This is a genomic window from Thermanaerovibrio velox DSM 12556 (genome assembly GCF_000237825.1).
Classification (GTDB): Bacteria; Synergistota; Synergistia; order Synergistales; family Synergistaceae; genus Thermanaerovibrio; species Thermanaerovibrio velox.
This window is the reverse complement of sequence record NZ_CM001377.1, coordinates 1713036-1732378: the sequence shown is the minus strand read 5'-3', so window position 1 is coordinate 1732378 and position 19343 is coordinate 1713036. Positions and strand designations below refer to the sequence as shown.

The 19343-nt window shown below is 63.1% G+C and carries 16 protein-coding genes; 7 read left to right on the top strand and 9 right to left on the bottom strand.

Annotated features, from left to right (window positions below; translation table 11 throughout):
- The first annotated feature begins 1 nt into the window (after nt 1).
- Nucleotides 2–463 carry a nucleoside recognition domain-containing protein gene (locus tag THEVEDRAFT_RS08330; protein WP_006584286.1) on the top strand — a complete coding sequence of 154 codons (462 nt, stop codon included), beginning with the start codon at nt 2–4 and terminating at the stop codon, nt 461–463.
- Nucleotides 450–1652: a metallophosphoesterase gene (locus tag THEVEDRAFT_RS08325; protein ID WP_156787149.1), complete on the top strand. Its 1203-nt coding sequence runs from the start codon at nt 450–452 to the stop codon at nt 1650–1652. The genes THEVEDRAFT_RS08330 and THEVEDRAFT_RS08325 overlap by 14 nt, the downstream gene beginning before the upstream one ends.
- Here the strand turns inward: THEVEDRAFT_RS08325 and cls are convergent.
- Entirely contained in the window at nt 1623–3212 is a 1590-nt protein-coding gene (gene cls, locus THEVEDRAFT_RS08320; RefSeq protein ID WP_006584284.1) for a cardiolipin synthase, read from the bottom strand. The genes THEVEDRAFT_RS08325 and cls overlap by 30 nt on opposite strands.
- A gap of 14 nt (nt 3213–3226) precedes the next feature.
- Complete coding sequence (locus tag THEVEDRAFT_RS08315; protein ID WP_006584283.1) at nt 3227–4471, bottom strand: Glu/Leu/Phe/Val family dehydrogenase; 1245 nt, start codon at nt 4469–4471, stop codon at nt 3227–3229.
- A gap of 154 nt (nt 4472–4625) precedes the next feature.
- Between THEVEDRAFT_RS08315 and THEVEDRAFT_RS08310 the strand changes: the two genes are divergently transcribed.
- Together THEVEDRAFT_RS08310 and THEVEDRAFT_RS08305 are read left to right on the top strand one after the other, a co-directional pair.
- On the top strand, nt 4626–6026 hold the full coding sequence (locus tag THEVEDRAFT_RS08310; protein ID WP_245522655.1) for a DNA recombination protein RmuC: 1401 nt from the start codon (nt 4626–4628) through the stop codon (nt 6024–6026).
- 138 nt (nt 6027–6164) lie between these two features.
- Complete coding sequence (locus THEVEDRAFT_RS08305) at nt 6165–6962, top strand: ADP-ribosylglycohydrolase family protein (RefSeq protein WP_006584281.1); 798 nt, start codon at nt 6165–6167, stop codon at nt 6960–6962.
- Nucleotides 6963–7084: 122 nt separating this feature from the next.
- On the opposite strand, the gene THEVEDRAFT_RS08300 is transcribed toward THEVEDRAFT_RS08305, so the two are convergent.
- From THEVEDRAFT_RS08300 to THEVEDRAFT_RS08270, 7 genes are all read right to left on the bottom strand, one after another.
- Entirely contained in the window at nt 7085–8680 is a 1596-nt protein-coding gene (locus THEVEDRAFT_RS08300; protein ID WP_006584280.1) for a BCCT family transporter, read from the bottom strand.
- Between the two features lie 103 nt (nt 8681–8783).
- Complete coding sequence (locus tag THEVEDRAFT_RS08295) at nt 8784–10286, bottom strand: HAL/PAL/TAL family ammonia-lyase (RefSeq protein ID WP_245522794.1); 1503 nt, start codon at nt 10284–10286, stop codon at nt 8784–8786.
- 2 nt (nt 10287–10288) lie between these two features.
- A complete protein-coding gene (locus tag THEVEDRAFT_RS08290; protein WP_006584278.1) occupies nt 10289–12553 on the bottom strand; it encodes a xanthine dehydrogenase family protein molybdopterin-binding subunit in 2265 nt (754 codons plus the stop codon).
- 1 nt (nt 12554) lies between these two features.
- Nucleotides 12555–13313 (bottom strand): FAD binding domain-containing protein, encoded by a 759-nt coding sequence (locus THEVEDRAFT_RS08285; RefSeq protein WP_083830718.1) that lies wholly within the window; start codon nt 13311–13313, stop codon nt 12555–12557.
- A gap of 62 nt (nt 13314–13375) precedes the next feature.
- The gene (locus THEVEDRAFT_RS08280; RefSeq protein WP_006584276.1) at nt 13376–13849 is read right to left on the bottom strand and encodes a (2Fe-2S)-binding protein; all 474 of its coding nucleotides are present in this window, start codon (nt 13847–13849) and stop codon (nt 13376–13378) included.
- A gap of 76 nt (nt 13850–13925) precedes the next feature.
- Nucleotides 13926–15638: an ATP-binding protein gene (locus THEVEDRAFT_RS09240; RefSeq protein ID WP_006584275.1), complete on the bottom strand. Its 1713-nt coding sequence runs from the start codon at nt 15636–15638 to the stop codon at nt 13926–13928.
- A gap of 19 nt (nt 15639–15657) precedes the next feature.
- Nucleotides 15658–16335 carry a response regulator gene (locus THEVEDRAFT_RS08270; protein ID WP_006584274.1) on the bottom strand — a complete coding sequence of 226 codons (678 nt, stop codon included), beginning with the start codon at nt 16333–16335 and terminating at the stop codon, nt 15658–15660.
- 141 nt (nt 16336–16476) lie between these two features.
- Between THEVEDRAFT_RS08270 and THEVEDRAFT_RS09985 the strand changes: the two genes are divergently transcribed.
- The 3 genes from THEVEDRAFT_RS09985 (at nt 16477) to THEVEDRAFT_RS08260 (ending at nt 19307) form a co-directional block, all read left to right on the top strand.
- Entirely contained in the window at nt 16477–16950 is a 474-nt protein-coding gene (locus THEVEDRAFT_RS09985; RefSeq protein ID WP_245522654.1) for an aminopeptidase P family N-terminal domain-containing protein, read from the top strand.
- The gene (locus THEVEDRAFT_RS09980; RefSeq protein WP_342610195.1) at nt 16874–17566 is read left to right on the top strand and encodes a M24 family metallopeptidase; all 693 of its coding nucleotides are present in this window, start codon (nt 16874–16876) and stop codon (nt 17564–17566) included. The genes THEVEDRAFT_RS09985 and THEVEDRAFT_RS09980 overlap by 77 nt, the downstream gene beginning before the upstream one ends.
- A gap of 97 nt (nt 17567–17663) precedes the next feature.
- Nucleotides 17664–19307: an alkaline phosphatase gene (locus tag THEVEDRAFT_RS08260; RefSeq protein WP_040825435.1), complete on the top strand. Its 1644-nt coding sequence runs from the start codon at nt 17664–17666 to the stop codon at nt 19305–19307.
- Nucleotides 19308–19343 lie beyond the last annotated feature (36 nt).

Genomic DNA, 19343 nt, shown 5'->3' with positions numbered 1-19343 from the left:
CATGGAGCTGGCTTTCAAGATAACCCTAGGGGCTTTTAAGACGGTCAAGAACCTGGCGGTGATCGTGGTGCCCCTCATGATCCTCATGCAGCTGGCCCGGGACTACAAACTGATGGAGAGGATGCTGGGGCTCTTCTCCCCGGTCTCCAGGCTGCTCGGCATGTCCAGGCGGGCAGCCCTTCCCCTTCTGGTGGGGCTTGCCTTCGGGCTCGCCTATGGGGCGGGGGTGATAATCCAGGTCTCCGAGGAGGAGGGGTTGTCCTTCAAGGACCGTTTCCTGGTGGTGCTCTTCCTGGTGGCTTGCCATGCGGTGGTGGAGGACACCATGGTCTTCGTGGCGGTGGGGGCCAACGGATGGCTCCTGCTCTTATCCCGGCTTTCCGTGGCGGTGGCGGTGACCGCCCTTTGCGCTAGGTTCCTCCCCCTTGGGGCTTTCAGGGTTCGGGAAGATGAGGGCCGTTGAATCGCTCCGCCGGGACAGGCTGGGGCACTCCTTGTCTGCCCTGGGGGCCTTCTTGCTGCTGGGGTTGACCTTGTGGGCCTACAGGAGATGGGTCTACCCATTCGATGGGGCGGTTACGGCCATGATAGTCCTGGTGCCCCTCGCGGCCTTCCCGTTCATCCGCCACCTCATAAGGGTTCCCGCGGGGCTCTCGTGGCTCTTCAGGCTTTTCGAGGAGGGGTCGTACCTCATGGTCCCCCTCTGTTTCCTATGGGCGGTGCTGGTGTGGGTGGTGCTGGCACTTAGGGCCCTCTGGCTGCCCCTGGTGATGCTGGGGCTTCCCCCCGCCTGGCCCTTCGCCTTCCTAAGGCCCCCTCTGGACCTCTGGCTTTCCCTGGTGGGGGCCATAGGAGCCGTGGCCTTCGGGCTTAAGGAGGCCTCATCCGTCCAGGTCCGCCGGTTCGTAATCGCCTCGCCGGACATCCCAAGGGGCCTATCCCTGCGGGTGGTCCAGATATCGGATCTGCACCTTGGGATGGTGAACGACAGGCCCTTCGTGAGACGCCTGGTGGCCGCCATAAAGGACCTGCGCCCGGACATGTTGGTCTCCACCGGGGACCTGTTGGACGGTCCGGCGGAGGGGCTAGAGGACGTGGCGGAGCAGCTGCGTTCGGTGGCCCCTCCCCTTGGGGCCTTTGCGGTGTTGGGGAATCACGAACACTACGCGGGGGATAGGATGGCGGAGGAGTTCCACCGGCTTTGCGGCTTTAAGGTTCTGAGGAACGAGGCGGTCTCCAGCGGCCCGGTGGTCATGGCGGGGGTGGATGACGCCCCCAGGGCCTCCTTGAGCCGGGAGGACCGGGAGGGGGAGGACCGATTCTGGGAGGGGCTTAAGAGGCCGGAAGGGGCCTTCGTCATAGGCCTGAAACACCGTCCCGCCCTTCGGCGGGCCTCCGCCGGCAAGTTCCACCTCATGCTCTGCGGCCACGTTCACGGGGGGCAGATCTTCCCCTTCTCCCTGCTGGCCCGTTCCGCCTACCGGCACTCCATGGGGCTCGTGGGGCTCAAGGGGCCCTTCCGGGAGAGCCTCATGTACGTGAGCGCCGGCACCGGTACCTGGGGGGCACCGGTGAGGCTGCTGGCCCCCCCGGAGGTCACGGTGTTCGACCTCATATTCGGCCTAGAGCTCCGGGGAAAGGAGGCGGAATGAGGACTCAAGGAGCCGGTGCCCCAAGGGCCTATCCCGCCACTGGTCGAACGTTACCTCCTGGCTGTCCATGAAATCCTTTACGAAGTCCGCCTCCAGCCTCTCCACCGCCCTGGGGTCGAACACGAAGGCCTGGGCCTCGTAGTTTATCTCCAGGCTTCGAACGTCCATGTTGACCGTTCCCACCGATGCGGTGGAGTCGTCCGCTATCAGGGTCTTCGCGTGGATGAACCCCCGCCGATACAGGTACACCCGTACCCCCGACTCCAGGAGCTCCCTTACGTGATAGCGGGATGCCCAGAAGACGGTGAAATGGTCCGGGATGGACGGTATCACCACCCGCACGTCCACCCCCCGGAGGGATGCGTTGGTGAGGGCCCAGAGGATCTCCTGGCCTGGTACCAGGTACGGGGTGGTGATCCAAAGGCGCCGTCGGGAACCGTTTATCACCGCCAGGTAAGCGTGCTTTATGAGGTCCTCGTGGGGTGAGTCGGGGCCTCCTTGGGCCAGCTGGACGAAGGGGGGACTGGGCTTGGGGCAAAGGGTGTGGAGGGGCAGCTCCTCCGAGGCGGCGAAGAGCCAGTCCCTCCGGAACAGGTTGTCCAGCCCCATGGCGGCCTGACCCGTGAACCTCGCCATGGTGTCCCGCCAGGGACTCAGGCGCTTTGAAAGCCCCATGTACTTGTCCCCTATGTTGAAACCGCCGATGAACCCCACCTGCCCGTCCACCACCGCGATCTTCCGGTGGTTCCTGTAGTTGAACTCCCTGCGGAACATGGGGAACGATATGGGAAGGAACGGGGCGGTCTTCACCCCCGCCTCCCTCAGGTCCTCCACGAACCGGTGCCGGAGCCCCCAGCTGCCAACCCCGTCGTAAAGGAGCCGGACCTGAACCCCTTGCCGGGCCTTGGCCTTGAGGAGTTCCCCAAAGGCCTGTCCGGTCCGGTCGTCCGAGATGGAGAAGAACTCGCAGTGGACGAACTCCCTGGCCCCCTCTACGGCGGAGAAGAGGGCCCCGAAGGCGGACGAGGAATCCGATGTCACCAGCAGCTCCCGGTATCCCAGGGGTAACGACTCCCCCACGAGGGACAGCAGCCTGGATGCCCCGTCCAACCCGTCCCCAGGGCCCGGGTCACTGGATGATACCAGGGGCCTTTGAGATCTCTGGCGCCTGCGGGACGTTATTAGGTGCCGCTGCCTCAGCCTCTTGGCGGAGGCGAACCGGGGGCCCAGGAGCAGGTAAAGCCCAAGCCCCAGGAGGGGCACGAAGGCCAGTACCATGAGCCAAGCCACCGTCCTGTCGGGGTTGCGGTTTTCGAGCAGGATGATGATGCCCACGATGGTCCCGTAGGCGGCCACCATCACGGGGCTGGCGGCGGTCTTAAGGACCTGCCTTGCGGTGTCCCGGAGGAGGTTCAAGAGCTCCTCCAGGAGCCCCCCGTGGGACCAGCTCTTAAGAAGCCAGAAGAGGGCCGCCCTGCTGGACCTCAGGTTCAGCAGGAGGAGCAGCCCAAACGGCACCAAAAGGATCAGCAGTGCTATCGAGAAGGACCTCCGGCGCATCGCCCCGGATCACCCTACGGCCATATCCCCTTCAGTTTCATCGCCCTGAGCACCCTTCCTACCCCCCGGACGAAGGCGGCGGTCCTCAAGGGTATCTTGTACGTGTCCGACAGGGCCATGGTCTCCCCAATGGCCTCCCGGAGCTTCTCCTTGAGCTTGCGGACCACCTTCTGCTGCCGCCACATCTCCCCGGAGCGGCACTGGACCCATTCGAAGTAGCTCACCGTGACCCCCCCGGAGTTGGCCAGCACGTCCGGGATGACCACGGTCCCGCCGGCTTGCAGTATCTGATCCGCCTCGGGAGTGGTGGGGGCGTTGGCCAGCTCAAGCACCACCTTGGCCCTTATCGATCCGGCGTTGTGAGCGGTTATGGCGCACTCCAGCGCCGCGGGTACCAGGATGTGGCAGTCCACCTGGAATATCTCGTCCCCCGCTATGTTGTCCGCGTCCTTGTAGTCCTTGAGCAGGCCGGTCATCATCTTGTGGGCGCTCAGGTCCTCCGGGTCCAGCCCCCCCTCCCGGTAGACTCCCCCGTGGCTGTCCGATATGGCCACCACCTTGAGCCCCATGGAGCTCAAGGCTTTGTGGGCGGTTATCCCGAGGCTCCCGTAGCCCTGGATCGCCACCTTCAGATCCCGGGGGTCCAGGCCCCTTCCCTTGAGGAACTCCTCCAGCACGAAGGAGCCCCCCATGGCCCCCGCCTCCCCCCGTCCCTTGGAGCCCCCCACCTCCGGCGGCTTCCCGGTGAAGGCCGCAGGGGAGTTGATGCCCTTGAGCTTCTCGTAGGTGTCCAGGAACCAGGCCATCACCTGGGGGTTGGTGTTCACGTCCGGGGCCGGTATCTCCACGTCCTCCCCGCTGTCCTGAGCGGTGGCGGCGGCGTAGAGCCTGGCGAGCCGCTCCAGCTCCTCCTGATCCAGCTGGTGAGGGTCTATCTTGACGCCCCCCTTGGACCCCCCGAAGGGCAGGCCCGCGGCGGAGCACTTCACGGTCATCCATCCCGAGAGGGCCATTATCTCCTCCCGAGATGCCTCCCGGTAGAACCGGACCCCCCCCTTGTAGGGGCCTAGGGCGTTGTTGTGCCGGCTGCGCCAGGCCTTCACCGGCAGGACCGACCCGTCGGACATCCTAAGGGGCAGCGTGTACTCCGTAACCTCCTTGGGCTCCAGGAAGATCGGTAAGAGCTCCGAGTTGGCCCCCAGGTACGGTTCCGCCGCCAACACCTGCTTCTTGAACATGGAGTAAAGGTCGTAGACCATCAAAGACCCCCCTTTGGCTTCATGCTTAGGATCAAAGGATTCACCTTGAGCCCCCCAGGGGCTTTGAAATATCATATCAGTTAAGGGCGCATGGGATGCGAAATTTAGCTTAAGTTGAGGGGGTTGAGGTGGTTTGGGGGGTATTTTAGTCCCGTTGGGGTTGGTCGGTATCTTGCTGTCGGTGGGGCTACTGCTGAGGGTTCTTGGGATGATGAAGGGGGTTTTAAGCGCCCAAGAGCTGGAACGGCAGCTCAGCCGTTTAGATGAGTCCTTGAGGCGGGAGGGGGATCTCATAAGGCAGGAGCTCCGGGCCCTTCGGGAGGAGCTGTCCCGGGGGCAGTCGGATCAGCGGATGGAGCTTCGGGAGGCGGTGGAGTCCTCGGGCAAGAGGCAGCTTGAGGTGTTGAACCATGGGATGATGGACTTCTCGAGGAGGCTTAACGAGCTCTCCGAGACGGTGAGCGCCAAGCTCTCCGGGGGGAACGAGGCGGTTTTGAGGTCTTTGAACGAGGGGATGAACGGCTTCTCCGGGAGGCTCAGCGAGCTCTCCGAGACGGTGAACTCCAGGCTCTTGGGGATAAACGATACGGTTCGGACGTCCCTGGACGAGGTGAGGAAGTCCATGACCGCCGGTGTTGAGGACATGAGGCGCAGCAGCGAGGAGAAGCTGGACAGGATGCGTGAGGTGGTGGAGGAGAAGCTGCACAGTGCCCTTGAGAAGCGTCTTGGGGAGGCCTTCAGCAGCGTTTCCGAGCGGCTTGAGAAGGTTCACCAGGGCCTTGGGGAGATGAAGACCCTGGCGGGGGACGTGGGGGACCTTAAGCGGGTGCTTTCCAACGTTAAGGTTAGGGGCACCTGGGGGGAGGTCCAGCTGGGCAACCTGTTGGAGCAGCTGTTGACCCCCGAGCAGTACGGCAAGAACGTGACTTTGGGTAGCGGCCAGGTGGAGTTCGCGGTGAAGCTGCCGGGGGATCAGGAGCCGGTGTGGCTTCCCATAGACGCCAAGTTCCCCCAGGAGGACTACCAGCGGTTGGAGAGCGCCTTGGAGGAGGGGGATCGGGGGAGGGCGGAGGCCAGCCGAAACGCCCTTCTTAAGAGGCTCGAGGAGGAGGCCAAGAAGATAAGGGATAAGTACGTGTGTCCTCCTAGGACCACGGATTTTGCGATCATGTACCTCCCGGTGGAGGGGCTTTACGCGGAGGCCCTTCGGGCGGACGGGCTGTTGGACCGGCTCATGACCCAGCACCGGGTTGTGCCGGTGGGGCCCACGGTGTTGGGGGCCTTTTTGAACAGCCTCCAGATGGGATTTAGGACCTTGGCGATCCAGCAGCGTTCCTCGGAGGTGTGGAACCTTTTAGGCCAAGTCAAGACGGAGTTCGGCAAGTTCGGGGATCTCCTGGAGAAGGCCCAGAAGAAGATCCAGGAGGCGGGTAACCACCTTGAAAAGGTGAGCGGCAAGACCAAGACCATAGAGAGGCGCCTCAAGGGGGTGGAGGCGGTCCCCTCCGGGGAGATTGAGGCCCAGGATCTCTCCGGGGAGGGCTACTGGGAGTAGGGGGGCAGCCGGCCTCCAGGGGGGCCTGCTGGAGGTGCCGGTTCGTTTCGAGCAGATCCAGGGGTTGGACGCCGCAGGGCAGCGCCCCGTCCTGGGGGGCGGGGTTGCGCTTGTCATCAAGGTGAGGGGGGACGTTGTATGTTGGGAGCCATAATAGGGGACATCGTGGGCTCCCGGTTCGAGAGGACCGGGCACAAGGGTAGGGATTTCGAGCTCTTCCACCCCCGGTGCCGGTTCACCGATGACACCGTGATGACCCTCGCCGTGGCGAAGGCGATCCTGGTTAGCCGGGGTATCGTCTCCCTGGTGGGGGATAACGCGGTGAGGTGCATGAGGGAGCTTGGGAGGCTCTACCCGGACCGGGGTTACGGCTCCATGTTCGCCCGCTGGCTCTCGTCCCCCGAGCCCGCCCCTTACGGGAGCCGGGGCAACGGGGCCGCCATGAGGGTGAGCCCCTGCGGTTTCGCCGCCAGGGGCCTTGAGGAGGCCAGGGAGCTCGCCTTTGAGGTCACCAGGGTGACCCATGACCATCCGGAGGCCATTAAGGGGGCGGAGGCGGTGGCCTCCGCGGTGTTCCTGGCCCGCTCCGGGGCATCCCTGGAGGATATGCGGAGGCACGTGCAAGACAACTACTATCCCACGGGCTTCACCCTGGATGAGATAAGGGAGGGATACTCCTTCAGCTCCGCCTGTGAGGACACGGTTCCCCAGGCCCTGCAGGCCTTCTTTGAGTCCCGGAGCTTCGAGGAGGCGGTGCGGAACGCCGTGTCCTTAGGGGGGGACACGGATACCCTTGGGGCCGTGGCGGGCTCCGTGGCGGAGGCCTTCTACGGGATACCGAGGGCGTTGCGGGATCAGGCGATGGCCTTCCTGGACGAACGCCTCAGGGGGATCCTGGGGGAGTTCGAGGCCCAATACCCCCCGAGCATTACCTGAGGGCCCTGGGGCAGTCCCGGTGAAACCGGGGCTTACAGGTGAGACGGGCCTGGAGGGGCATGCCCCTCCAGGCCCGTGGACTCTGTCGTCAGGTATAACCTTGGGGAACCCAAGGTTCGGCCCTATATGGCCTCCTCCGCCCCTTCCTCTTCCAATGCTCCCCGGAGCTCCTCCTGGTCTTCCACCGTCTCCCCCATGCCCTTGACTATGGCCCTCACGGTCCCAAAGGCCATGAGGCACATGAAGAACAGTATCGGGAAGCCCGCCACCGTGGCGATCTGCTTGGTGGCGTCTATGCCGGAGATCTTGCCGGAGCTGCTCAGGAGGTTGATTATGGCCATGGAGGCCATGACCACGCCCCAGAATATCTTCATCCTCGCCGGGGGTTCCTTGCCCTCCATGTGGGATCCGCTCATTGACAGGGATGCCACGGTGGTGGTCATGGAGTCGCAGAGGGTGACGATGGAGAGTATCAGAACCGCTATGAAAACCCATGACCACAGGACCCCCAGCGGGGCGTTCTTCAGGAAGGCGAACACCGAGACCTCAAGGCCGGAGCCCTGGATGGACTCCCATATCTTGCCCCCGTGGATCTGGGAGTAGATGGCGCTGCCCCCGAAGATGGAGAACCAGACGAGGCCGAACACCGAGGGGAGCACCAGGTTGAAGAGCAGGAACTGCCTTATGGTCCTGCCGTAGGAGAGTCTCGCCAGGAACATGCCTATGAGGGGGGCATAGGCCAGCCAGATGGCCCAGTAGTACACGGGCCACCACCTGGGCCAGGGGCTGCCGTCTATGGGGGATAGGTACATGGTCCGCTCGAAGAAGTGGTTTATGAAGTGCCCGAAGCCCTGGACCCCGAGGTTAAGGATGAAGCTGGTGGGGCCCACGGCGAAGAAGAAGAGCATCATGAAGAGGAATATCTTGGCGTTGTAGTCCGACAGTATCCTTATGCCCCTCATTATCCCCGAGTAGGAGGATATGATGTATATGGACACGGTGATAGCCAGCACCGCGGCCCACACGGTCTTGCCGGTCTTTATCCCCGTGAGGCTGTTAAGTCCGCTTCCCGCCTGCATGGCCCCCACCCCCAGCACCGCCGCGACCCCTCCGGCTATGGCGAGGAGGCATATGTTGTCCACCACCGCTCCGGTGAGCCCCGTGGCCCTCCGGCCGAACAGGGGGTAGAGGGTGGAGCTCACCGCGTAGGGCAGCTTCATGTTGTAGGCGCAGTAGGCTATCCCAAGCCCCGCTATGGCGTACATGGCGTAGGGGATGAACGTCCAGTGGATGAAGGTGGTGGTCATGGAGAACATGGCGGCCCCTTCGGTCCCGGGCTTGAGGCCCAGGAAGTCCGGAGGGCTCATGAAGTGGGTGATGGGCTCCGCGATTCCCCAGAAGAGGATGCCGGTGGCGATGCCTCCGCAGAGGGATATGGAGAACCACTGCCAGTCCGTTAGGGTGGGTTTGGCGTCCTTCCCGCCGAACTTTATATCCCCGTACTTGGACAGCCCAAGGTAAATGCAGATCCCGAGGAACATCACGCTGGAGAGTTGGAAGAGCCAGCCGAACTTGACGAAAGCGAACTCCACTATGGCGGACTCGGCCTTGTAAAAGGCCTCCGGTGCTAAGACCCCAAGGGCTATGGCCCCAAGGAATATCGCCGCCATGGGGTAGAAGACCTCTCCCCTTATCCTCATCCCTTCCTTGGATATCATCCCTACTCCTCCCTTCCCCTGATACAGAAGATTTCGACCAAACACGACGCGCTGTGTCGTCAACCCCAAACCCAATGCCTAGGGAAAACCGTTTGCCCTCCAATCACCCCCCGCATCCCCAGGGGGATCTGGCAGCCTCGATCAGCTCCCCGGATCTCACCGCCTCCACCGCCCTTGCCACGTCCAGCGAGAGGTCCCTATCCTCATCCATGAAGGGCACCCTTTCCCTGAGCTTCCCTAGGGCCCTGGAGGTCCCCCTTCCATAGGAGGCCCCCCTCATGTCCATGGCCTGGGCCCCGTGGAGGATCTCTATGGCCAGCATCACCTCGAGGTTGTCCAACATCCTCTTGAGGTGGTCCATCACCATGGGGGTATTGCACCCCCGGTCCTCCTGGTCCTCCGACAGGGACTCCACGTCGAAGGAGCAGGGGTTGCTTAGATGCCGGTTCTCCGCCTGAAGGTAAGACACGGTCTTCTGGATTACCCCGAAGGCGTGGCACATGGATGTACATGGGTTGAGGAACCGGGGAAGCCCGGTGAACCGGTCAGAGCCGAGCCGCAGGGTCCTACGGGCCACCGTCTGGGACAGGTGGCAGAGGGCGGCCTTCAGCTTCTCGAACTCCAAGACCCACCCCAGGGGTTCGAAAAGCGCACAGGGGATTACGGTGCCGTCCTCGAAGGCCAGGGGGTTGTCGTCCGGGGTGTTGATGTACCCCGTGAGGGCCTCCTCCGCGGCGTTCAAGGCATCCCTTACCGCCCCGTGGACCATGGGGGAGCATCTTATGGACAGGGGGTCCTGAAGGGATTTGGCCCCCCCTTCCAGGTAGCTTCCCGTCAGGAACCGCCTTGCGTTGGAAGCGGTGACCTTGACCCCCTTGGAGGGGTGGAGCGCCAGGGCCCTCTCGTCCAGGGGGGACAGGTTCCCATGGAAGCCCTCCAGGGTCATCGCATAGGACAGGTCCGCCAGGTCCATGAGGGACTTGGCCCGGTGCAGCGCAAGACACCCCAGAGCCTCTCCCAGGGCGTTGGAGGTCACAAGCCCCAGCCCGTCCTTGGGGCCCGGCTTGATGGGTTGTAGTCCCGCTTCCCTCAAGGCCTCCCCGGCGGGGCGGAGCCCTTGGGTGTCCATGACGAAGCCCTCCCCGGCCATCACCAGCCCCAGGTGGGATAGGGAGGTTATATCCGCCTCCCCGACGGACCCCCGCAGCGGGATGGCGGGGTATATCCCCCGGTTCAACATCTCCCTTAGGAGCTCCACGTAGCCGGGGGTTATCCCGGTGTAGCCCATGGCCAGGTGGTGGAGCTTGAGGAACATGGTCCCCCGGGCCTCTTCCGCCGAGGCGTAGGGGCTGAGCCCCACGCAGTGGACCTTGAGCATGTTGAGGTTGTAGACCCCGTAGCTCTCCCGGGTCACGGTCTGGTCCTTGTTTATCCCCACCCCGGTGTTGAGCCCGTAGACCTTTGGGTTCCCCCGGTCCGCTATGTCCATCAGGGCCTTCCAAACCGCCCTGCAGCGGGCCAGAGCTTCGCCGGACACGCTGACGGGCTCCCCAAACGCCGCCGCCACAACCTGTTCAACCCCTATGGGGCCCTCTCCCAACGTCACGGTCAATCCCCATCCCCCCTGGAACGCAGTGCCCCCACTATCCGCTCTGGGGTGAAGGGCAGCTCCGTCATTTTGGTTCCAACGGCCATGTTGACCGCGTTGCATATGGCGGGCGCCACCGGAACGGTGGCTATCTCCCCCACGCTCTTGGCCCCGAAGGGCCCCCCCTCCTCCCCCCTTTCAACCAACATCACCTTTATGTCCGGCATCTCCGGGCCGTTGGGCATGTGGTACCTGCTGAAGGACCCGTTGAGGGGTACCCCCCTTTTGTCGTAGCGGATCTCCTCCATGAGGGCCAACCCGATGCCCATCTGGACCCCCCCGTATATCTGGCCTTTCACCATCATGGGGTTTATGGCCCGTCCCACGTCGTGGCAGGCCAGGTAGTCCGTGACCCGGACGAGCCCCGTCAGGGTGTCCACCTCCACCTGGGCGAAGTGTACCGCGTACGAGGCGGGGTTCCCCTGGGGCTTGAAGATCACGTTCTCCCACAGGATATCCCCCAGCTCCTTTGTCGACCTGCTGGCCAGGGAGCCGTAGCTCATGGACAGGCCATCCATGCTAACCACCCCGTCCTGGAACACCACCTGGTCCGCCCGGTCCTGCCCTATGCCGTTAAGGGCGAGGAATGCCCTTGCTATCCGGGACCTGAGCTTGAGCGCCGCCTCCAGGGCGCAGGCGCCGCACACGTGGGTCACCCGGCTGGCCACGCAGCCCACGTCAAAGGGGGTGAGGTGCGTGTCCGCCTCGGCCACGAAGACCCGCTCCAGGGGTAGGTCCATGGCGTCCGCCACTATCTGGGTCATGGCGGTCATGGTGCCGTTGCCCAGCTCCTCGAAGGCCCCGTTGACCAGGACGGAACCGTCCTCGCAGAGGCTTATGGTCATGCCCATCACGTCCGCGAAGGGGGACCCGTAGTAGCCGTTGCCGTGGGTGCAGCAGGCGAGGCCTATGCCGGTCTTGAACCTCCCGTCACCTCTGGATCCCAGGATGTGCCGCTTCCGCTCCTCCCAGCGGAAGGCCCGGAGCCCCTCCTCAAGGCAGTCCCTGACCCGGGCGTTCCCAAGCGGGGGAGCCCCGGTGGGGTCCAGGTCGAAGGGGTGGACCAGGTTCTTGAGCCTGAGCTCCGCCGGGTCCATGTGGAGTTTCCGGGCCAGCAGGTCCAGAGCTATCTCGGTTATGGCGTGAATCTGAGGGGAGCCGTAGCCCCTGCAGGCCCCGCTGGGCACCGTGTTGGTGAAGTAAGTGCGGCCCACGAACTCCTGACGGGGTATGCGGTAGAGCCTGAAGGTCTTCTTCCCCATGGCCATGGTTATCCGGTGTCCCCCGGTGGCGTAGGCCCCGGAGTCGCACAGCACCTCCACGGAGCGGCTGAGCAACGTGCCATCCGGAAGCGCCCTCATCCTGACGGTACCCTCCACGGCGGCCCTGCTCCTGGTGGATATGATGCTCTCCCGCCTGCTGGTCTTGAGCAGCACGGGTCTGCCGGTTAGGAGGGTCATGAGGGCGCATCGGGTCTCCAGGAAGACCTCCTGTTTCCCCCCGAAGGAGCCCCCCATGGGGGCCTTTATCACCCTTATTCGGCTCATGGGAAGCCCCAGGGCCTTGGACAGGGCGTGGCGCACCGTGAAGGGCATCTGGCACGGGGACTCCACCGTCAGCACCGGACCGTCCATGTAGGACAGGCATATGTGGTTCTCCATGGCCCCGTGGTGGACCTTGGGGGTGCGGACCGTTACCGCGATCTCCACCGTCCCCTCCATGGGGGGCGGGTCTTCTCCGCATGCGATCCTTCCCTCTATGAACCGGGGCTTCTTGGGGAGCGGAGAAGGGACCCCTTCTTTGAGGGGGGTCAGAACCGGGGGCAGCTCCTGGACAAGCACCTCCACCGCCTGAGCGGCCCGCAGGGCCCCCTCCGGGGTCTCCGCCAACACCGCCCCAACCGGGTCACCCAGGAAGAGGGGCCGGTCGGTGAATATCCTCTCGTCCCTTAGGTCCTGCTGGTCGTCCAGGTACACGGAGCTGTTGTAAGGGGTCCTCATGGGGTCGTCCATGGGGGTGAAGATCCTGACCAGGTCCCCTATCCCCTTGGCCTTTTCAGTCCTGAATCCGTGCACTATGCCGTTGGCCACCGGGCTTGTGATGAGGCGGCCGTACAGGAGCCCCTTTGGCCTTCCCCGGTCCTCCAGGAATAGGAACTCCCCGGTCACCTTCTGGAGCCCGTCCAGCCGGGGCACGGATACGCCAATCCAGTTCCAGCGGCTCATCTCAGACCCCCCCTTCGGAAACCAAGTCCTGGGCCAGTTCAAGTCCCAGAGCCTTTACCGCTTCCCTTTTGTAGGGCATGGAGGCCCTGTTGGGTATCGCCCTCTCCACCGCCCGGGACAGGATTGCCGGGAGCTCCGCCAGGAGCTCTCGGCCGGAGAGGTTCACGATGGCGTCCTCCGCCTCGCCGCACCGGATGGGGAGAGATCCAACCGCTCCAAGGTACAGCCGGCACCTTTTCCCACCTCGGTCGAGGGCACAGCCCACGCTGAGCTTCGATATGGTCACGGTCCTCCGGGACCCCACCTTGCCGAAGTGGGAGAAGTCCCATCGGGGGATGGAGAAGCCGGTTATGAGGTCCCTGGGGCCCGGTAGAACCCCGAAGGGGCCGGGCTTCATGTCCCCCATGGGGATGGACCCGGGGATCACCGCTTCCTCCTGGAACTGAAGCACCTCCATGGTGGCGTTTAGCGCCATCAGCATGGGGATCGCATCCCCCGCGGGGGACAGGTTCCCCACGTTGCCCCCCATGGTTCCCCGGCTCCTTATCTGGGGGGACCCCACCTTGGAGGCCATGGCCCGAAGGCCCCCGGGAAGGTGATTTGAAGCGCTTATCCTCGAGAACGTGACGGTGGAGCCCACCCGGTACCCATGGGGGTAGAGGGAGATCCCTTTTAGATCCTCCAGGGAGGTTATGTCCGCCAGGTGGAGGTCTAAGCCATCAAGGTGAATCCTTATGGTGAGGTCCGTCCCCCCGGCGATGTATCGGAAGCCCGTGGGGGGCCTGCAGGACCTGCTCTACGAGCTCTCCCAAGCTCTTGGGTCTAAGGCGCAGCATGGGCATCGATCCTCCTGGAGGCGTCCATGGCGGCCTCTATGATGGGCAGGTACCCGGTGCATCGGCACAGGTTGCCGGATATCGCCTCCGCCACCTGTTCCCTGGTGGGGGAGGGGTTTTTCACGAGGAGGGCATACAGGGCCATTATCATCCCCGGGGTGCAGAAGCCGCACTGCACCGCCCCGTGCTCCGCGAAGGCCCTTTGGATGGGGTGAAGCAGCCCCTTCTCTGCCAGCCCCTCCAGGGTTACTATCCGGGATCCCTCCGCCTGGAAGGCCATGACGGTGCAGGATGCCACGGGCTCGCCGTCCATTACCACCGTGCAGGCCCCGCACTCCCCCTCGGAGCAGCCCTCCTTGACGCTGGTCATCCCCAGCTCCCGCAGCATGTCCAGCAGCCGCTGTTTGGGGGAGGGGCAGAAGCGGACCTCCCGGCCGTTCAAAGTGAAGCCTATGGACAAAACCAATCCCCCCTTTCCAAGGGGGGATGGTAACACGGGACCGTCAATACATCGTCATCCGTGGTGCCAAGCAGTATTAAATCGGCTTGATGTTTATGGCCTCGTAGGCCGCGAGCACCTCCCTGGTGGCCTGGTTGATCCGGCTTATCACTTGGTCCGGGTCATCCCCTTGGCCTTTCTTGAGTCGGTCTTCCAGGGCCGCCAGGTATTCCGCCGCCTCCTGATGCCCCACCGTGGCAAACCGGCCCTTGAGCTTGTGGACCACCGACGCGGCGCCGTTAAGGTCGTTTCGGTGCAGCAGAAGCCGCAATGTCTCCAACATTATGGGGACCCCCTCCTTGAAGAGGGTGAGGGCCTTGCCAACCACCTCCAGCTCCCCGGAGGAGAGGTCCATTAGCCGCTGGGTGTCCACTGCGGGGGCATCTGCCCTCGATCCTGCGGGGTTGCCTCCGCCGGCGGCTCCCTCAACCGCGGCCTTCAGCTCCGCCAGGGGGACCGGTTTCGTGAGAAAAAGGTCCATCCCCGCCTTGAGGCACCGCTGCCGGTCCTCCTCCGTGGCGCAGGCGGTGAGGGCTATGAGGGGGGTTCTTGCCCGCGAGGGGTCTTTTGACTCCAGGAGCCGTATCTGTCTTGCAAGCCAGACCCCGTCCCCTTGTGGCATGTTCACGTCCAGTATTGCCAGGTCGAAACGATGGGTTGAGAAGGCCCGGAGGGCCTCCATGCCGGTGGACGCGGATTTCACCGAGTGTCCCATGGCGGATAGGGCGGTTTGAACCAGTTCCCGGTTGAGGGGGTCGTCTTCCGCCAGGAGTATTTGCAGGGGCCTTGAGTCGGGGGCCGCGTGGAGGGTTTGGGCCTTCTGGGCGTCCTCGAAGGAGGCGGGTTGCCCCTCCGCTTCCGCCGCGGGCACCTTTAGGGAGAAAGAGGACCCCTTGCCGGGGACGCTTTGAACCGAGATGGTGCCCCCCATGGACTCCGCAAGCTTCATGCATATGGCAAGCCCCAGTCCCCGCCCTTGTCCCCGGTCCGAAGGGGACGTCTGGTAGAAGGGGAGGAATATCTTGTCCAGCTGTTCTTTAGGTATTCCCCGGCCGCTGTCGGTGACGGATATGACGAGATCCGAGCCTTCTATGGTGGCCTCTACGGTTATCTTGCCCTGTTCCGAGAACTTTATGGCGTTGGTGAGCAGGTTGAGCAGGATCTGCCTTATCCTGTCCTGGTCTCCGTTCAGCAGTTTGGGCAGCGAGGGGCTTATCTTGGTTAAAAGGATGAGTCCCTTGGCCTCCGCCATGGGGGCCACGAAGCGGATCGTGTTTGATATGAGCTTGCGGACCTCATAGGGGGCAAGCCGGAGCTCCAGGTCGTTTCTGGCGGAGGACAGGTCCAGCAGGTCGTTGGCTATCCTAAGCAAGTGGCTCGAGGCCTCCTTTATGCACTCAAGCCACCTCCGGTTAGGGCTCTCCGCGGAAAGACACATCTCGGACATGCCTATGATGTTGTTCAAGGGGTTTCTTATCTCGTGGCTTATCTGGGATATGAAGAGGTCCCTTGTGGGAGGACACGACTCCTCCACCAGTGCGAAGACATCTCCCCTCGGTAGAGATGCGAGCCTTACGGGGAAAAACCGCCTACCCCCTATGGATACGGATTCCCCGGCTGGGGCCGGACCATCCCAGCCAAAGGTGGCCAGGAACTCCTCCCCTTTGGAGTTAGCCCCCATTGGGGTCCCGCCGGGGGGGAAAAGCACGGCTGGGTGAGGGACATCCTCCAGATCTATTTTAAGGGCCATCCGATCATCACCGACCCGTCTATATGGGCTGGTATTTCTTTATGGGTCGTCCCTTGGGCTGGTAGTGGTTCTGGGATATCAGCCTTCCTGTGGATACCAGGGCCTCGCAGTACTTGCGGACGGTTATGCGGGATATGCCGATCTTGTCCGCTATCTCCCCTGCGGAGAGGGGGCGTTCCTCCTGGGTCAGTACGTCCATTATGCGTTGGGCGGTGTCGCCCCGCTGGATCCCCGAGGTGGAGTAGAGGTTGAGCCGGCTCTCGGGGTAGAAGACCCGATCCAGCTGTTCCTGGCTTAGCTCCGACGGGAGGGATGCCCGGAAGCGGAACGCGTCCTTGTAGGAGTCCAGGGAGACCCGGAGCCGGTCGTAGGAGAAGGGCTTTACGATGTAGTCCCAGGCCCCGAGCCGGAGGGCTTCCACCGCGTCTTCCTTGCGGTATGAGCTGGTTATTATTATCACGTCGGAGTCCATGCCGTTGTTCCTAAGATCCAGCATGACCTCCTTGCCGTTCACCTCCGGCATGGACAGATCCAGCAGCACCAGGTCCACCTTGTGGGCCCTGATCTGCTCCAGCGCCTCCCTGCCGTTCTGGGCCTGACCGACCAGCAGGAAGTCCCCCAGGGAGTTGACGAGCCGTCCTATGATGAAGGACACCATGGGGTCGTCCTCGGTTATGAGTATACGAATGGGCTTCATGGAGAGGAGCACCTCCTTTAGTTCTGACGGATAATAATATATATCATAAATTCCAATACCGCCATAGGGGTAGCAAAAAATTCCTTTAATGGGTTAGCGCTGATGTATTATTGTCATATCAACGCCTAGGGGGTGGGGTAATTGAACCTGGAGAGGCTGGAGCGGTTGATGGAGAGGCTTGAGGAGGAGGGTTTGGACGGGTTGTTCGTGGGGCCCTCAGGGGACCTCTTGTACCTTGTGGGGCTGGACCTGTTCCAGGACGAGCGCTGCAAGGGGCTCATGGTGTCGAGGAAGGGCTGTTTCGGCCTTGTGCCCCTGCTTTACCGGCAGGAGATGGGGCGGCACATGGAGGGGGTGCCCCTTTTCGTGTGGGACGACCGGGATGGTTTTGCGGGGGCCTTTGGGGAGGGTTGCAGGAGCCTGGGCCTCGAGGGGGGAGGTGATAGGGATAAACTGCGGCATGCGGGCGGTGGACCTGATAGATGCTCAAGGGGTGTTGAAGGCCCGGTACGTGAACGGCGCCAAGGTCTTGGATCCCATGAGGCGTGTCAAGTCCCCGGAGGAGCTGGCCCTGATGCGCAAGGCCTCTGGTCTGGCGGATCTTGTGATGGATAAGGTGTACCGATTCCTGCGGCCTGGCCTGTCCGAGAGGCGGGTGAAGGAGTTCATCCTCAAGAGTTTCGATGAGCTTGGCACGGTGCCCTCCTTCGACCCCATAGTGGCCTTTGGGGCCAACGCCTCCATGCCCCACTATGGGGGAGGGGATGCGGTGGGAGAGGAGGGGGACTGTGCGGTGCTGGACTTCGGCTGCCGGGTGGGGGGGTACTGCTCCGACATGACCAGGACCTTCTTCCTGGGGGGTGTGCCGGACGAGTCCGCCGAGGTATACCGGGTGGTTTTGGAGTCCCAGCTTAAGGGCATAGGGGCGGTGCGACCCTTGGTGGCGGCCCAGGAGGTTGACCGGGCGGCCCGGGATGTGATAGCCCGGGCGGGGTACGGGGAGCACTTCCTCAACCGCCTTGGCCACGGCATAGGGCTGGAGGTGCACGAGGGGCCCTATATCGTGGAGGGTAACGATACCCCCCTGGAGGTGGGGAACGTGTTCAGCGTGGAGCCCGGGATATACATCCCAGGCAAGCTGGGGGTTCGCATAGAGGACCTGGTGGCGGTGGGGGAGGCCGGTGCGGAGGTGCTGAACTCCTTCCCGAAGGAGCTCATGACGACACCTTAAGTTTTCTGTAATTTTGGTGTAGAATTTTACTTACCGTGCTGGATTAACATGGTGAATCGCACGGCAATCCATTTTCGGTAGGGAGGGTTCTTTGTCCATGAGGCGTTCTTCGGTGAGGTTGAGGGTTTTGGGTCTTCTGCTGGGGCTTTTCGTGTTGGCCCTTGGGGGAGTCGCGGACGCCAAGGTTAAGAACGTGATCGTGCTCATGTGTGACGGTACCGGAGCCACCCACACCACCATTGCCCGGTGGTACAAGGGAGGCCCCCTGGCGATGGACCAGATGCAGGTGGGAAGGGTCAGGACCTGGGCTGCCGAGAGCCTCATAACCGACTCTGCCCCCGCCGCCACCGCCTTCGCCACCGGTCACAAGGCCAGCGACAAGGCCATAGGGGTTTTGCCCTGGAGCGTCACCATGCCAGGGGTGCCCAAGGTGGCCTCCGGTGACATGGGGCGTCCCGTGGCGTCGGTTATGGAGGCCGCCAGGCTAATGGGTAAGGCCACGGGCATCGTGGTGACCAGCAACGTGCAGCATGCGAGCCCCGCGGGATATTCCGCCCACTGGCCGGACAGAAATGATTACAACGAGATCGGGGAGCAGCAGGTCTACGGCGGTTTCCAGGTGGTGTTCGGGGGAGGCCGTAAGTACCTCCTGCCCAAGTCCAAGGGGGGTACGAGGGAGGACGGTGAGGACCTCCTGGAGGAGCTCAACCGCAGGGGCTACAAGGTCATCACCACCAAGGATGAGATGAGGTCTCTCTCCTCCGGCCCGGTGTTCGGTCTTTTCGCGGAGGACGACCTGGCCTATGAGTTCGACCGTCCCCTGGTGGCCCCGTCGCAGCCCAGCCTGGCGGAGATGACATCCAAGGCCATCGAGCTCCTATCCAAGGACCCGGACGGGTTCTTCCTATTCGTTGAGGGCTCCAAGATAGACTGGGCCTCCCACGCCAACGATCCGGTTGGGGTGGTGTCCGACGTGCTGGCCTTCGACGATGCGGTGAGGGTGGCCATGGACTTTGCCCGGAAGGATCGGAACACCCTGGTGATGGTCTTCTCGGACCACGGCAACGGTGGGATGTCCTTGGGCAGCAAGGTGACCGATAAGAACTACTCCAAGCTCCCCCTTAACGCCCTTTTGGATCCCCTTAAGGGTGCCAAGCTCACCGGCGAAGGGGTGGAGAAGGTGCTTGGGGATGATCGGTCGGAGATGAAGATCCGGGAGGTGGTGGCGAGCTTCTACGGCGTGTCGGACCTCACGGACGACGAGGTCAAGGCCGTAAGGGATGCAAAGAAGGGGAGCATGAACTACGTGCTGGGTCCCATAATATCCAAGAGGAGCCCCATAGGCTGGACCACCAACGGGCACACCGGGGAGGACCTGTTCATAAACTACTACGGCCTTGATAAGCCCCTGGCCACCATCGAGAACACCGATATAGCCAAGATATGTGCAAGGGAGATGGGCACGTCCCTGGAGAAGGCCACGGGGGCTCTTTTCGTGGACGCGGAAGAGGCCTTCCGTGCGATAGGGGCATCGGCGGAGCTTGACAAGACGGACCCCTCAAACCCCGTGTTGGTGGTCCGCAAGGGGGCGGCCCGGGCGGAGATGCCCTTGAGCAAGGACTTGATGCGCATTGGCGGCAGGGTGGTGGATCTGGGGGGGGTATGCGTTCTCTCCCCCAAGACCGGCAAGGTCTACGTGCCGCTTAAGGCGGTGGAGCTCTTCAAGGCCAGCGCCAGGTAGCTTATGAATGACGCCGGGGCCCCGGTCCTTAGGGGC

What these genes read in the sequence shown, in the direction of transcription:
- THEVEDRAFT_RS09240 (WP_006584275.1), bottom strand. Translation starts at nt 15,638, where the DNA reads ATGGCCCTTAAAATAGATCTGGAGGATGTCCCTCACCCAGCCGTGCTT.
- cls (WP_006584284.1), bottom strand. Translation starts at nt 3,212, where the DNA reads ATGCGCCGGAGGTCCTTCTCGATAGCACTGCTGATCCTTTTGGTGCCG.
- THEVEDRAFT_RS09980 (WP_342610195.1), top strand. Translation starts at nt 16,874, where the DNA reads ATGAGGCGTGTCAAGTCCCCGGAGGAGCTGGCCCTGATGCGCAAGGCC.
- THEVEDRAFT_RS08260 (WP_040825435.1), top strand. Translation starts at nt 17,664, where the DNA reads ATGAGGCGTTCTTCGGTGAGGTTGAGGGTTTTGGGTCTTCTGCTGGGG.
- THEVEDRAFT_RS08290 (WP_006584278.1), bottom strand. Translation starts at nt 12,553, where the DNA reads ATGAGCCGCTGGAACTGGATTGGCGTATCCGTGCCCCGGCTGGACGGG.
- THEVEDRAFT_RS08315 (WP_006584283.1), bottom strand. Translation starts at nt 4,471, where the DNA reads ATGGTCTACGACCTTTACTCCATGTTCAAGAAGCAGGTGTTGGCGGCG.
- THEVEDRAFT_RS08305 (WP_006584281.1), top strand. Translation starts at nt 6,165, where the DNA reads ATGTTGGGAGCCATAATAGGGGACATCGTGGGCTCCCGGTTCGAGAGG.
- THEVEDRAFT_RS08270 (WP_006584274.1), bottom strand. Translation starts at nt 16,335, where the DNA reads ATGAAGCCCATTCGTATACTCATAACCGAGGACGACCCCATGGTGTCC.
- THEVEDRAFT_RS08330 (WP_006584286.1), top strand. Translation starts at nt 2, where the DNA reads ATGGAGCTGGCTTTCAAGATAACCCTAGGGGCTTTTAAGACGGTCAAG.
- THEVEDRAFT_RS08325 (WP_156787149.1), top strand. Translation starts at nt 450, where the DNA reads ATGAGGGCCGTTGAATCGCTCCGCCGGGACAGGCTGGGGCACTCCTTG.
- THEVEDRAFT_RS08300 (WP_006584280.1), bottom strand. Translation starts at nt 8,680, where the DNA reads ATGATATCCAAGGAAGGGATGAGGATAAGGGGAGAGGTCTTCTACCCC.